We start from the raw sequence: 13,490 nt of genomic DNA on the forward strand, positions 1-13,490 counted from the left end.
ACTCTTTCAACATAAAATATTTTAAAAAGTATGATGAATGAAAAATATAGGGAGAGAGGGTTATGAAAATGAAGGATAACAAAGAGTTTATCGGATATGTTGGAACTTACACGAAAGAAAATAGTGAAGGAATATATAAGTTTATTTTAGACACGGAAGCAAAAAAAATTGGTAATGTAACACTTGCCGCTAAGTTGGATAACCCTACATATGTAACCATTAACCGAAATAATGAATATCTCTATTCCGTTGTTAAGGAAGGCGAATCTGGCGGTGTAGCTGCTTATTCCATGGATAGTCATACTGGAGAACTAAAAGTGAAAAATAGACAAGTAGTAGAAGGTGCTTCTCCTTGTCATATTAGTGTTGATAGTGGAAATCATACAGTAGTTACAGCGAATTACCATAAAGGAACGATTGAGTCTTTTGAAATAAATGAAGAAAATGGAACAGTAAATCCTGCTTCATCTATTATGGCACATGAAGGTTCAGGTCCGAATAAAGAAAGACAAGAAAAACCACATGCACATTACGCGGGGTACACTCCTGATGAAAAATATGTAGTGGGCGTTGATTTAGGGATAGATAAAATAATTACGTATGAAGTAAAAGATAGTACATTAATAGAAGTGAATAGCCTGTCTGTGAATCCGGGAAGTGGACCAAGACACATTGCTTTTCATCCAAATGGAAAATACGCTTATGTAATGACGGAGCTTAGTTCAGAGGTTATTGCGCTAACATATAACTCGGAAGAAGGATCCTTTACAGAATTACAGTATATTTCTACTGTTCCAGAACAATTTGATGAAAATAGTCAAGGCAGTGCTATCCATATTTCTTCTGACGGCCGTTTTGTATATGCAGGAAATCGTGGTCATAATAGTATCGCTGTTTATAGCGTAGATCAAAACTCAGGCCAGCTTACATTTGTGGAACATACATCTACAGAAGGAAATTGGCCAAGAGACTTTGTATTAGATCCTACTGAAAAGTTTCTTGTTGCTACAAATGAAAAGTCACATAATCTTGTGTTATTTTCAAGAGATGAATCTACAGGTAAGTTAACACTTTTACAATCTGATGTTGTTGTGCCAGAGCCTGTTTGTGTGAAGTTTTTAAATATATAATTTCAGATGCCTAAACAAAAGCAAAGCGATATCGCTTTGCTTTTTATTATTTCTTTTTCGGTCTACGTACTAATTCGCCGCCGCAGTTTGGACAAACGTTATGTCTTTCTTCTGTACATGGTGCGCAAAATGTACATTCATATACACAAATGTATGCTGCAGAATCTTGTTCGAGCGATTGATCGCAAATTTGACAGTTTGTTTTCATTTCTAGTGCCATAATAAGTCTCCTTTTCAGTTAGAAAATTTATAATTTAATTATAATTCATTAAATAGAAATAGTCCTTTTCAATTGAAAGGAAATCGAATGATAAAGTTATGAATTGAAACGAAAGATGCTGGTTTATTTTAAAATTGATTATTTATTACAGTTGGAATATTATGAAATAGTCAAAAGACAACAGGGGGTATAGATTTTGACTAATCATAACGATCATTTAAAAGCAAACTGCGAAACATGCTTCGGTCTATGTTGCGTTGCATTACCGTTCGCAGCATCGGTAGATTTTGCAGTGAATAAAGATGGTGGTAAACCATGTTCCAACTTACAATCAGATTTTAAATGTAGTATACATAAAAATCTTAGAGGAAAAGGTTATAAAGGTTGTACAGTATTTGAGTGTTTCGGTGCTGGACAGAAGATTTCTCAGGGTACGTTTAAAGGGATCGATTGGCGGAAAGATGCAAAGCATGCAAGAAAAATGTACGATGCTTTTCCGGTTATGCATCAACTTCATGAAATGCTTTGGTATTTGAATGAAGCGATTCTTTTAAAGGCAACACAGCCAATTCATAAAGAGCTGGAGACCGCAATTGAGGAGACAGAGCGACTTTCGAATTTAAATCCAGATGAGTTAATGAAAATAAATGTTCCAATGCATAGGGCAGAGGTGAACATTCTTCTTTTAGAAACGAGCGAATTAGTATGGAAGGAAATGAATACTGCGCGTAAGAAACGAATCATACACCGCGGAGCAGACCTTATGGGAGCGAATCTGAAAAAGAAAAATTTACAAGGTGCAAATTTAAGAGGAGCTTACTTAATTGCGGCTAACTTAAATGGTGCAGATTTAAGAGGAGCAGATCTCATCGGAGCAGATTTGCGAGATGCAGATATTCGCGGGGCTGATTTTACTAATAGTATTTTTCTGACGCAAGTTCAAGTTAATGCTGCGAGAGGGGATAAGCATACGAAATTACCGAAATTATTGTCCCGTCCATCGCATTGGAGTGCGTAAAGAGTGAGGAGTGTTTAGTGTGGATATATTTCAGTATTTAGAAGAGATGCAAGAGGATGTCTTTTCGTTAGCAGTAGAGCAAATAGAAGCGAAGTATTTTGAAATTTGTAGCATGTTAGCGTCTGCAGAATATGCAGAACGAATTAAAGCAATTGATTTAGAGTCATATAAGGAAAGTATTCGAGTAGGTTTGGATGCAGCTGTAGAAATGGCTACTAATGAAGAATCAAAAGCGATTTATTTTGAGTATGACCTTGATAACGAATGGGATAGTCAGTTTTATATTTGTGAGGAATATATTCCACTTGAAGAAGAGGACGATGATTGGGCATCTGAATGGACATATAATATTGAGGGGCCGGGGTCTGTAGAACTAGCAGATATGTATAATGGAAATGGCTTTGACACAAGTGAAAAAGCAGTCGGTATAACTTTATATTTAATTGCTAAAACGCTGTGTAATTTTATAAGTGTACGTAGTGAAGTGCAAAGTAATATACCGATTTGTATTGGTTTTCACGATCAAGATCCAATAATGCGAACAGGCAGAGACTAAGAATCTCTGCCTGCTTTTTATTTCTTTTCAAAAGTAGTAATTAAAACGCTACATATAATAAGAATACCGCCAATAAAAAAGTTACTATTTAATGTCTCATTTAATAAGAGCCAGCCAAGTAATGATCCAACAATAGGTTGGAAGAAGAAAAATAAGGAACCGATGCTTGCATCTATTAATTCTAATCCTTTATTCCAAAGGAAAAAGGCACCTGCTGTTGAGACAATACCTAAGTATAATACGCCAAATATTACGTACGTATTTACTGTTCCGATAGAGGATGTTTGTAGTTCCCATATCATAAAGGGTGTAATAAAAAAGAGTGAAAAGAATATGGCATACGTTGTAATAACTAAGGATGAGAATTGGATTGAAGCGATCTTTACATAAATAGATAGTAAAGCCCACGTAATAGCGGCTCCAACTAAAATGATTGTTCCGATAAAATAGGAGCCAATTTCAATATCCCACCCGATTACGATAATGACGCCGATTGTCGCTAGTATAGTAGATAAAAGTCTACGGGCGCTTAGTTTTTCTTTCAAAATGAGCGCTGCAAATATAACCATAAATGCAGGTGTAGCTGATGTAACTAACGAGCCTGTATGAGCGTCGGATAATTTTGTTCCGATAAATTGGCATGTGATCGAAATGAAATAGCCGATAAATCCAATCCAAGCGAATAGGAGCCAATCTTTTTTGCGAATGGTTACTTTTTTCTTTTGCTTTTTCTCAGCTAGTTTCAAAATGCCATACAAAACAACAAAAGCAATGATAAAGCGTAGCCAAACGAGTGTTAGTGGTGGGATAAAATCGAGTACGTATTTGCTAACAACATACATACCACCCCATATACTTGCTGCTAGTGATAAACATATAGCGCCTAAAATTGTGTGTTTCATGTAAAGTACCTCCGTCTATTTTTAGGGTATTATGAGTTCCCTAAGACGAGGCATGGTGCACGTGTTATATGATTGCCCGTCTTAGTTTATAGACGGCCTACAGGTTGATCGTTTTCGAATGAAGTGTTGTAGTACATGTGTATTCCTCCTCTTTAAGTTATAATGATATTATAACTTAATTTTCTGATTATTGGAGGTTGTTATGAAATATATCGTTATAAAATCACATGTTAGCAATTATCCTAATCCAATTCGCTTAGAAGAGGGGGATGTAGTGAAAATGATAGAGAGCTACGCTGGTCCGGAAAACTGGGGAAACTGGATGTTTTGTCACGAAGAGAAATATGACGGGAAAGGATGGGTTCCGGAGCAAATTATAAAAAAAGATATGAATGGAACAGGAATTATTATAAAACAATATACTGCGAAAGAATTAAATGTGAGTATTGGAGAAAGAGTGATTGGATTAGAAGAATTGAATGGATGGGTTTGGTGCGAAGGAAGAGATGGTGAGAAGGGCTGGGTACCAAAGGAAAACTTACAAAAATATTAATAATAATATTTGATCAATAATTAGGAAACATATTTTTGCTTATGAGTATATTGGTTGTAGGATAAAAAGTAGATTAATAGAGAAAGAGGAGGAGATTATTATAACTACAACCGTTATTTCGCATTTTTACAATGAAGAGTATTTATTGCCATGGTGGCTTATGCATCATACGAAACTTTTTGATCATGGTATTTTAATTAATAAAGGTTCAACAGATCGTTCCGTTGAGATTTGTAAAAAATTCGCACCGCATTGGGAGGTGCGAGATTCTGTAAATCCAGAGTTTGATGCATATGCGACAGATCATGAAGTGATGAGGATAGAACAAGAAGTACAAGGATGGAAAATGATTTTAAATATGACTGAGTTTCTTTGCGTGCAAGATAAAAATCAGTTTTGGAAATCGCTAAATGAATTGGGGGGGAGGATGTATTGGCTGGACGGGCTTATTATGGTTGATGATCCTAACTACAACTATCCGGACCTTAACTTTGTAATACCTTTAATGAAACAGCGGTTTCATGGTTATTTACCAGAAGATTGGCCGTTATGGAGAAGAGGTAGATTTATTCATAATCATGAGCATGGAAGTTATACGGTTGGAAGACATTTATCTGCGCATGAATCGATGATTTATCCACCTCTTGCCTGTATATTATGGTTTGGGTTTAGTCCGTGGAACGATGCGATGAGAAAGAGAAAGTTACAAATTGGTCCGACTCTTTCTGAAGCTAGTAAGCATGGGGGAATGGGGACGCATCATATTGTTACGCCGGAAAGATTAGAAGGATGGTATAAGGAATTAGCGAGAGGAACGAAGGATTTACGTTTTAATGATGCATATCGTTATGTTTTTGTATAAATGATTTCCACCATAAAATTGTTTCTTCAATTCCTGTATTTATATCGTATGTTGGTTTCCAGTTTACTTCAGTTTTTAAACGTTCTACATTAACCCCGACAAATAAAGGTTCATCTTTAGAGAAAGGGATTGCACCTAGTTTAATTAAATGTTCTTTTCCTATCTTTTTAGCAATGATAGAAGCTAAATCTTTAATTTGTACAGATTGGCCAGAAGCGATATTGATGGTGCCTGTAACGCTGTGTTCTAATATTGTTACGAGAGCGTCAGCGACGTCACTCACATGGAGGAAATCTCTCGATTGTTTTCCATGTGTACATAGTGCTTCCTCGTTTTTTAATAAGGAAGTGATAATGTTAGAAACGAGCCGATTACCTTGTTCTTGAGGTCCATACATATGAAAAATGCGGCCCCAACACATGCTGAGGCCTGTTTGTTGTGCATACGTTTCTAGCCAGGAGTGCAGTGCATTTTTACATAAAGAATACGGGGTTTTATAGGAAAGGAGCGGTGAATCTTCAAATAATACGCCGTTAAACCATTCGTACTCTGCGCCAGTACCTGCAACGACAACACGCTTTCCACCGCATGTTGTAAAGTGTTGAATCAATGAAATACTAGACTTTAGCCAATAGTAATTATTAATAGATACATAGCATGCTGGTGGCACTGCTTCCCAAGCAAGGTGAATGAGATGGCTAGGCTGAACATCCGAAATGAATTGTTTTACTTCGTCATCGCGAAGCAAGTTTACTTTATGCCAATGGCAAGGGAGGTGAGAGGGGTTATTTTTATTATACGTGGCGTGCACTTCATATCCCTTTTGTATAAGTGAATGTACAACATATTTACCTATCCAGCCACTACCACCTGTTACAACAACTTTCTTCATGGCTCGATCACCTCAATTTCTGGAACCGTCACTAAAAATTTACCGCCCCATTCACGAATGAAAGAGCATTCTTTCATAATTTCGTCTTTCAAATTCCAAGGAAGTATAAGAATGTAATCCGGTTTTGTACGTTTAATTTCTGCTGGAGATTTTATTGGAATACGAGTTCCTGGTAAAAGGAGATTTTGTTTGTGAGGATTTTTATCTACTGTATAAGCTAGAAATTCTTTACCTATCCCGCAATAATTCAAAAGGGTGTTTCCTTTAGCTGGAGCACCGTAACCGATAATTTGTTTGTTTAAAGCTTTCGCTTCAATAAAAAACTTTAAAATATTTATTTTCAATTGTTCGATGCGTTTAGAAAAAAGGAGATAGCAATCTAAAGTATCTAACCCGTGGTCGACTTCTTTTTGAATTAATTTTGTAACATTGGAATGGATAGTTGCTTGGGCACTTAGATGGTTTACAAAAATCCGTAAGGAACCACCATGCGTTGAAAGTTCTTCTACATCAACAATTTGTAAATGATGATAACTTAAAACTTTTTGAAGGCTTATAAGTGAGAAGTAGGAAAAGTGCTCATGGTAGATAGTATCGAACTGTTTAAAGGATATAAGGTTTAATAAGTGTGGGAATTCAATTGTTATCGTGCCATCTTGTTTTAATAACGTTTTTAAACCGGCAACAAAATCATGCAAGTTTGGAACATGTGCTAATACGTTATTTGCGACGATTAAATCAGCTTGTGGCAATTTTTTTGCTAAGTCATTACTGAAAAAATTTACATGAGTAGGAATTCCTTTTTTGATAGCAATTTCTGCTACGTTTTTCGCGGGTTCAATTCCCAATGTCTCGATATTTTCTTTTTTAAAGTATTGTAATAAGTACCCATCGTTACTTGCGATTTCAATCACTTTTGAATGTTTCGTTAAGTTGAAACGCTTAATCGCCATTTCTACATATTGTTTAGCGTGTAGTAGCCAACTTGAGGAGTAAGAGCTGAAGTATAAATAGTTATGAAAAATATTTTGTGGAGATTCAAATTCATCTAGCTGTACGAGTAAACAAGAGTTACAAACAAATGTGTGCAGCGGATAAAAAGGTTCCATTTTATATGAGCTTTCAGGAGCTACAAATGAATTAGCAAGAGGGGAAACGCCCAAATCTAAAAAAGTGTTGGTTAGTAATGAGTGGCAAAAACGGCATTTTTTCTGTTCCATTTTATAGCCCCCTTATAAATTTTTGAATGCATCGATTTGTTGTCGCGTGAAAGATTCTATATTTTCACCGGATGCATATTTTTTGTACCAATCAACAGTCCAAGCAATAGAATCATCTGTTGATAACTTAGGGGTCCAGCCGAGTTTGTTTACTGCTTTTGTACTATCGAGTGTTAAAACAGGTGATTCATAAGGAGTATTTGTAGAGGAGGAAATGATTGTTAGTGGGTTATTCCATAATTTTATTACAGCTTCAATGACATCATGAACGGTTCTGTTATGTTCATTCATTGGGCCGAAATTCCACGCTTCTGCATATTTAGCATCATTCCAAAGTTTCTCAGCTAAAAGGATATAGCCATGTAGAGGATCTAAAACATGTTGCCACGGACGGACGGCATATTTGTTTCGAATACACAAAGTATGATTGTGCAAATATGCCCGAATGATATCAGGGAATAATCGATCTTCTGCCCAATCACCACCGCCGATGACGTTACCAGCTCTGACTGAGGCGAGTTTCTGGGTATTAGTACGGAAGAATGATTTTTGATAGGATGTTGCCACTATTTCAGCGCAAGCTTTACTAGCGCTATAAGGGTCGAAACCTCCTAGTCGGTCATTTTCCACGAACGCTCGGTCGCCACTACCGTCATTCTCATAACATTTATCGCTTGTCACATTAATAATGGCACGTACGCTTTCGACGGACTTTGCTGCTTCTAGCACGTGGACAGTACCTAAAACATTCGTTTTGAATGTATCGATAGGATTTTTGTATGAAGCGGTTACGATTGGCTGAGCTGCTAAATGAAATATTATGTCGGGATTATGTTGTTTTAGGGCGTGGAATAAAGAGTCGTAATCAGTAATATCGCCATGAATTGTCATACACTCTTTCGCTACGTTACATTGTTCAAAAAGATTAGGAATGGATGGGGGATGCGAAGAAAAGCCCACTATTTCTGCCCCTAAAGAACTTAAGAAAAGGGTGAGCCAGGAGCCTTTAAATCCAGTATGTCCCGTAATAAATACTTTTTTCTTATTCCAAAAAGATGATGAAGCCATATTACCAAACCTTCCACGGAGCGTTATTACTTTCCCATAGCTCGACTAATTTATTTTTATCGCGCAATGTATCCATCGGATGCCAAAAACCAGAATTTTGATATGCGGCCAATTCATTTTTGTTTACTAACTGAACTAAAGTGTCTGTTTCAAAAACAGACTTATCTCCACTAATGTAATTGAAAACTTCAGGATTTAAAACGAAAAATCCACCGTTAACCCATCCGCCATCACCTAATGGCTTTTCTTGAAAAGATGTTACAGACTGTTTATCTAATATGAGAGAACCAAATCTACCAGGAGGTTGTACGGCAGTAACAGTAGCCATTTTTCCATGTTTTTTATGGAATGTAATAAGTTCTTTTATATTTACATTACTTAATCCATCACCATAAGTGAGGCAGAAAGGTTCGTCTCCGACATAATTTTGAATCTTTTTCACTCGGCCACCCGTTTCGGTATTTACACCAGTATCGATTAGTGTAACTTTCCACGGTTCTACACGATGAGAATGGCTAGTAATTGTATTATCGTTTAACTGTATTGTGAAATCAGACATGTGTAAGTTGTAATTTAGAAAGAACTCTTTAATTGCATATCCTTTATAGCCTAAGCAAATAATAAACTCAGTAATCCCGTAATGACTATACAAACTCATAATGTGCCATAGAATGGGTTTTGTTCCAATTTCAATCATAGGTTTCGGTTTTAAATGTGTTTCTTCCCCAATTCTTGTACCGTACCCACCAGCAAGAATAACAGTTTTCATTTTTTCCTCCTAAAATAAAAATTTATTATTTATACAGTATTCATGTTTTATGCAAATGAGATTGTTTTTGATTAAGCGAATGAAAATGTTTGAGGCGATGACGATGCAGAAAATATTACGGTTTGAATTTTGGGAATAATTCTTGGTATTCAGGGTTATGACGGAGGTCTTGTGTTAGGTTACTAAGCTCTAAAAAACGTATGTCCAGTACTTCAGGAGATTGACCGTAATGTGTTTGAAGCCCCATTTGAACACCCCTTTTTGAAAGGGTAGGTGTAATTTGTAATTTTCTTGCCTTTGACTGTTCATTCCAAGGGCTAAAATAAAATTTCAAAATAAATGAAGGATAGTCATAAATTATATATCCGTGCCGCGAATGATGTCTACCAGGTAAATATGCACCATCTAGATGATTGTGAATAAATCTCCAAGCACATCCGAGATTTGGGTTGTAAGGGAAGACACCGTGGTATCGCTGTTCTACTAAGGGGATAGAATATCTAGGCTTTGAATAATTATAATTGTGATTATCTATCATTAAAATCATTCTAATCGCATACATGTTTTGGCCTAGTGTATGAAGAGATGAAAAAAAATCTTCAGTATTATTACAACAAAAGAATTCAGTAGTATTTAAAACGATTTTCCAACCTGAAACTTCTCTTTCAATTTCCATCACTTCAATATCAGTATTAGTTGGATCAAACTCAAGAAATCTGGAATTTCGTACTTCCCAGTGGGGTGCTAATAGTTTACAAATCTCTACGGAACGATCTGTAGACCCTCTATTAATTAAAATGCCGTGATCGAATATTTTCGTGTGATGCATAAGCCACCATGGAAGTAGGTATTCTTCATTATAAAAATGAGAAATGATTGTCTTTTTCATGTTAATTCCCTCCTATACAAGCAATCATTATTAGTAGAATATGCTTTTAAATAAGAAAGGTTAAAAGGTACAGACAATGTAGTGATTAGGTAATAGTTTAGTAATTTTATTGTATGAGTGATTTGTATTGGATAATAGTAGGGTGGAGCTTGGAATTTAGTATAAATTGTGAATAATAAACCGTCACGTTTGACTGTACAGTTTATGTATTGTATCATGTAAGTAATATAAACAAGGGGGGAAGATCGTTGGGAAGGTGTATCGAATCGGACAGTTGGCTCTCATGGCTCACGTGTCGAAACGAACGATTGATTATTATACGAATCTAGGTATCTTAAAAGCGGAGCGATCTCAATCTAATTATCGCTATTACGACGAAACAGCATTTGAGACATTACAATTTATTGAGAAGTGCAAAGAAATGCATATGCCGCTTTGTGAGATTAAAGAGAAAATCGAGGAGAAGAAGAAGCTGCTCGGTATCAATGAACACGTTTCGAAACAAGTGAATGAAGTGACAGACCATATTCATCGATTAGAAGCAGAGTTAACAGAGTTAAAGCCGCTTTTAGATGGATTGACTGATTCACAACGTGAAAAAATATCGAAATCTTTATCTGGTCAAACGACAGCTTTAATACAGACACTTGCTCTATTATTATAGAATAAGTGAAATCCGACCTCTTTAATTTTTGTATCGGGCTATGTTTTCTAACAAACAAATAAGAAAACATTATAGTATACAGGAGGTGGACACCTTAGTTTTTTAACTAAGGGGATTCATTGGAAATATTTAATTTAGTCATGGTTGCGATTTTAATCGCATTTACTGGATTTTTCGTAGCAGCAGAGTTTGCGATTGTAAAAGTACGTTCAAGTCGTATTGATCAGCTTGTTGCGGAAGGAAAACGCGGTGCTTTAGCAGCGAAAAAAGTAACAACAAATTTAGATGAATATTTATCTGCTTGTCAATTAGGTATTACAGTTACAGCTATGGGATTAGGTTGGTTAGGTGAACCGACAATTGAAAAGTTATTACACCCGTTATTTGAGAAATGGAACTTAAATCCTTCTATTTCATCAGTATTAACATTTGGTCTTGCTTTTATGTTAATGACGTATTTACACGTTGTAGTTGGGGAATTGGCTCCGAAAACGATGGCAATTCAAAAGGCTGAAAAAGTAACATTATTATTTGCAGCTCCACTAATGATGTTCTATAAAGTGATGTACCCGTTTATTTGGGTATTGAACGGTTCAGCTCGTGTGATAACTGGTTTATTCGGTTTAAAACCGGCTTCTGAACATGAAGTAGCTCATACAGAAGAAGAATTACGTCTTATCCTTTCAGATAGCTATGAAAGTGGCGAAATTAATCAAGCTGAATACAAGTATGTAAATAATATTTTTGAATTTGATAATCGTATTGCAAAAGAGATTATGGTACCGCGAACAGAAATCGTTGGTTTCTACCTGGAAGATTCAGTAGAAGAACACATGAAAGTAATCCAAAATGAGCGATACACACGTTATCCGATTTTTGGAGAAGATAAAGATGATATTATCGGTATGGTCAACGTAAAAGATTTCTTTATTCGATATATGACCGAGGATCAAAAAGATTTATCATCTATTCGCTCGTATATGCGTCCGATTATTGAAGTGATGGAAACGACTCCAATTCACGATTTATTACTTCAAATGCAGAAGAAGCGAATTCCGATGGCTGTTTTATATGATGAGTACGGAGGAACAGCTGGAATTGTAACGCTTGAAGATATCTTGGAGGAAATCGTCGGCGAAATTCGTGACGAATATGATGAAGATGAAGCACCGCCAATTCAACATGTGAACGAGCAACATATTATTGTTGATGGAAAAGTGCTTATCTCAGAAGTGAAAGATTTATTTGGATTACACATCGAAGAAGATGATGTGGATACAATCGGTGGATGGATTATGATGCAAAATCATGAAATCGAAGAAGGACAACACGTTGAGGCGGAAGGTTATGAATTTAAAGTGTTAGAAAAAGACGCTTACCAAATTAAACGTGTTGAAATTCGTAAGGTGGAACAAGAGCAAGAGGAAGAGAAAGCAGCAACTGTGTAAGTTGCTGCTTTTCTTCTAAGTATAAAAAATGCAAAATTAGGAGCGGATATTTTGATTCAAACAGCCTTACGTGTATATCGATTACAATTGTATGTGATCTTTAGTGGTTTACTACTTATGTGGACGATTACTCCGTTTGGAAAACAAGTAACAGGATTTGGTATCGGATTAGCTGTAAGCGCATATTGCCTTTGGTTATTAGCTCGTAGAGTGGAGAAACTCGGGAAAAGTATCGTAATGAAAGAAAAGGCTCCTGGATTAGGAATTTTAAATCGATTTGCAGCAGCCATATTAGGAGCTATCATTATGTATGAAATTGAGCATGAAATGGAAATGTGGGCATTCGGTACAGGCATTTTAGGTGGTCACTTTTTAATGATTGCGAATTTAGCTTATGCAAATATGCAGTTAGTGAAAGAAGAAGAGAAGCAAAGGGAACAGGCTTCGAAAAACATAGAGCTATGATGAAAGGGGCCTAATCGGGGTTCCTTTTTTAGTTTAGCGATAATATAAAAGGAATCAAATTAACGACAAATATAATACGCTTCTTTTTTGTGTTTTTCAATAGTATGAAAAATAATAAAAAAATTTTAAAAAACCCATCGATTTCTAAAGGTTATGTATGTTATTATGACAAAAGACTTTTTGAAAGAGGTGGATACCAATGTTACAAGCGCTACTTATTTTTGTGCTTCAAATTATTTACGTTCCAATATTAACAATCCGTACGATTTTGCTTGTAAAGAATCAAACAAGATCCGCTGCTGGTGTTGGATTGTTAGAAGGAGCTATTTACATTGTCAGTTTAGGTATTGTGTTTCAAGATTTATCAAATTGGATGAACATCGTTGCCTATGTCATTGGCTTTAGTGCGGGACTGTTATTAGGCGGTTATATAGAGAATAAATTAGCAATTGGTTATATTACGTATCAAGTTAGTTTACTAGACCGTTGTAATGAATTAGTAGATGAATTACGTCACTCTGGATTTGGCGTTACAGTATTTGAGGGCGAAGGTATTAATTCTATACGTTATCGCTTAGATATCGTCGCAAAGCGTTCTAGGGAGAAAGAGCTTTTAGAAATCATTAATGAAATTGCACCGAAAGCGTTTATGTCTTCGTATGAAATTCGCTCGTTTAAGGGTGGATATTTAACGAAGGCGATGAAGAAAAGAGCGTTAATGAAAAAGAAAGATGAACATGCATCGTAAAAAAGAGGAGTAGTGCTGCATTAAAAGCGCAGTATAAGTCCAAATGTAAAAGGGAGGAATCTATTTTGATGTAGATTCCTCTCTTT

Annotated in this window: 16 protein-coding genes; 9 read left to right on the forward strand and 7 right to left on the reverse strand. The window is 35.9% G+C overall.

All coding sequences use genetic code 11. The features are described from left to right. The first annotated feature begins 62 nt into the window (after positions 1 to 62). The gene (locus MKY38_RS05465) at positions 63 to 1,130 is read left to right on the forward strand and encodes a beta-propeller fold lactonase family protein (RefSeq protein WP_070180358.1); all 1,068 of its coding nucleotides are present in this window, start codon (positions 63 to 65) and stop codon (positions 1,128 to 1,130) included. Positions 1,131 to 1,176: 46 nt separating this feature from the next. On the opposite strand, the gene MKY38_RS05470 is transcribed toward MKY38_RS05465, so the two are convergent. Then, positions 1,177 to 1,350, reverse strand: a complete 174-nt coding sequence (locus MKY38_RS05470) for a DUF1272 domain-containing protein (RefSeq protein WP_070180357.1) — start codon at positions 1,348 to 1,350, stop codon at positions 1,177 to 1,179. A gap of 196 nt (positions 1,351 to 1,546) precedes the next feature. On the opposite strand from MKY38_RS05470, the gene MKY38_RS05475 reads away from it, so the two are divergent. Continuing rightward, positions 1,547 to 2,368 (forward strand): pentapeptide repeat-containing protein, encoded by an 822-nt coding sequence (locus MKY38_RS05475; protein ID WP_000181453.1) that lies wholly within the window; start codon positions 1,547 to 1,549, stop codon positions 2,366 to 2,368. Positions 2,369 to 2,387: 19 nt separating this feature from the next. Then, positions 2,388 to 2,924: a hypothetical protein gene (locus MKY38_RS05480; RefSeq protein ID WP_070180356.1), complete on the forward strand. Its 537-nt coding sequence runs from the start codon at positions 2,388 to 2,390 to the stop codon at positions 2,922 to 2,924. 17 nt (positions 2,925 to 2,941) lie between these two features. Here MKY38_RS05480 and MKY38_RS05485 read toward each other — a convergent pair whose 3' ends face one another. Further along, the gene (locus tag MKY38_RS05485; RefSeq protein ID WP_065224212.1) at positions 2,942 to 3,826 is read right to left on the reverse strand and encodes a DMT family transporter; all 885 of its coding nucleotides are present in this window, start codon (positions 3,824 to 3,826) and stop codon (positions 2,942 to 2,944) included. A 202-nt stretch (positions 3,827 to 4,028) separates the two neighbouring features. On the opposite strand from MKY38_RS05485, the gene MKY38_RS05490 reads away from it, so the two are divergent. Both MKY38_RS05490 and MKY38_RS05495 read left to right on the forward strand, forming a co-directional pair. Then, a complete protein-coding gene (locus MKY38_RS05490; protein ID WP_070180355.1) occupies positions 4,029 to 4,379 on the forward strand; it encodes an SH3 domain-containing protein in 351 nt (116 codons plus the stop codon). A 61-nt stretch (positions 4,380 to 4,440) separates the two neighbouring features. Further along, on the forward strand, positions 4,441 to 5,241 hold the full coding sequence (locus MKY38_RS05495) for a glycosyltransferase family 2 protein (protein ID WP_078384832.1): 801 nt from the start codon (positions 4,441 to 4,443) through the stop codon (positions 5,239 to 5,241). On the opposite strand, the gene MKY38_RS05500 is transcribed toward MKY38_RS05495, so the two are convergent. From MKY38_RS05500 to MKY38_RS05520, 5 genes are all read right to left on the reverse strand, one after another. Beyond that, positions 5,210 to 6,133 (reverse strand): NAD-dependent epimerase/dehydratase family protein, encoded by a 924-nt coding sequence (locus MKY38_RS05500; protein WP_341048317.1) that lies wholly within the window; start codon positions 6,131 to 6,133, stop codon positions 5,210 to 5,212. The two genes, MKY38_RS05495 and MKY38_RS05500, sit on opposite strands and share 32 nt — an antisense overlap. Continuing rightward, on the reverse strand, positions 6,130 to 7,353 hold the full coding sequence (locus MKY38_RS05505; protein WP_025708793.1) for a class I SAM-dependent methyltransferase: 1,224 nt from the start codon (positions 7,351 to 7,353) through the stop codon (positions 6,130 to 6,132). The genes MKY38_RS05500 and MKY38_RS05505 overlap by 4 nt, the downstream gene beginning before the upstream one ends. A 12-nt stretch (positions 7,354 to 7,365) precedes the next feature. After that, on the reverse strand, positions 7,366 to 8,421 hold the full coding sequence (gene rfbG, locus MKY38_RS05510) for a CDP-glucose 4,6-dehydratase (RefSeq protein WP_341048318.1): 1,056 nt from the start codon (positions 8,419 to 8,421) through the stop codon (positions 7,366 to 7,368). Between the two features lies 1 nt (position 8,422). Then, complete coding sequence (gene rfbF / locus MKY38_RS05515) at positions 8,423 to 9,190, reverse strand: glucose-1-phosphate cytidylyltransferase (RefSeq protein ID WP_341048320.1); 768 nt, start codon at positions 9,188 to 9,190, stop codon at positions 8,423 to 8,425. Between the two features lie 115 nt (positions 9,191 to 9,305). Then, positions 9,306 to 10,079, reverse strand: a complete 774-nt coding sequence (locus tag MKY38_RS05520) for a glycosyltransferase family 2 protein (RefSeq protein ID WP_025708789.1) — start codon at positions 10,077 to 10,079, stop codon at positions 9,306 to 9,308. 256 nt (positions 10,080 to 10,335) lie between these two features. On the opposite strand from MKY38_RS05520, the gene MKY38_RS05525 reads away from it, so the two are divergent. The 4 genes from MKY38_RS05525 (at position 10,336) to MKY38_RS05540 (ending at position 13,404) form a co-directional block, all read left to right on the forward strand. Continuing rightward, positions 10,336 to 10,743 (forward strand): MerR family transcriptional regulator, encoded by a 408-nt coding sequence (locus MKY38_RS05525; RefSeq protein ID WP_000285637.1) that lies wholly within the window; start codon positions 10,336 to 10,338, stop codon positions 10,741 to 10,743. A gap of 119 nt (positions 10,744 to 10,862) precedes the next feature. Then, positions 10,863 to 12,191, forward strand: coding sequence for a hemolysin family protein (locus MKY38_RS05530; protein WP_025708786.1), 1,329 nt, complete (start codon positions 10,863 to 10,865; stop codon positions 12,189 to 12,191). A gap of 51 nt (positions 12,192 to 12,242) precedes the next feature. Next, on the forward strand, positions 12,243 to 12,656 hold the full coding sequence (locus MKY38_RS05535) for an ATP synthase subunit I (RefSeq protein ID WP_000616539.1): 414 nt from the start codon (positions 12,243 to 12,245) through the stop codon (positions 12,654 to 12,656). 199 nt (positions 12,657 to 12,855) lie between these two features. Beyond that, positions 12,856 to 13,404 carry a DUF2179 domain-containing protein gene (locus tag MKY38_RS05540; RefSeq protein WP_000938438.1) on the forward strand — a complete coding sequence of 183 codons (549 nt, stop codon included), beginning with the start codon at positions 12,856 to 12,858 and terminating at the stop codon, positions 13,402 to 13,404. Positions 13,405 to 13,490 lie beyond the last annotated feature (86 nt).

This window comes from Bacillus sp. FSL R5-0585, from assembly GCF_038004545.1.
Classification (GTDB): Bacteria; Bacillota; Bacilli; order Bacillales; family Bacillaceae_G; genus Bacillus_A; species Bacillus_A cereus.

Coding starts and splice junctions, on each gene's coding strand:
- MKY38_RS05540 (WP_000938438.1), top strand. CDS start 12,856: ATGTTACAAGCGCTACTTATTTTTGTGCTTCAAATTATTTACGTTCCA.
- MKY38_RS05465 (WP_070180358.1), top strand. CDS start 63: ATGAAAATGAAGGATAACAAAGAGTTTATCGGATATGTTGGAACTTAC.
- MKY38_RS05470 (WP_070180357.1), bottom strand. CDS start 1,350: ATGGCACTAGAAATGAAAACAAACTGTCAAATTTGCGATCAATCGCTC.
- rfbG (WP_341048318.1), bottom strand. CDS start 8,421: ATGGCTTCATCATCTTTTTGGAATAAGAAAAAAGTATTTATTACGGGA.
- MKY38_RS05505 (WP_025708793.1), bottom strand. CDS start 7,353: ATGGAACAGAAAAAATGCCGTTTTTGCCACTCATTACTAACCAACACT.
- MKY38_RS05520 (WP_025708789.1), bottom strand. CDS start 10,079: ATGAAAAAGACAATCATTTCTCATTTTTATAATGAAGAATACCTACTT.
- MKY38_RS05485 (WP_065224212.1), bottom strand. CDS start 3,826: ATGAAACACACAATTTTAGGCGCTATATGTTTATCACTAGCAGCAAGT.
- rfbF (WP_341048320.1), bottom strand. CDS start 9,190: ATGAAAACTGTTATTCTTGCTGGTGGGTACGGTACAAGAATTGGGGAA.
- MKY38_RS05500 (WP_341048317.1), bottom strand. CDS start 6,133: ATGAAGAAAGTTGTTGTAACAGGTGGTAGTGGCTGGATAGGTAAATAT.
- MKY38_RS05490 (WP_070180355.1), top strand. CDS start 4,029: ATGAAATATATCGTTATAAAATCACATGTTAGCAATTATCCTAATCCA.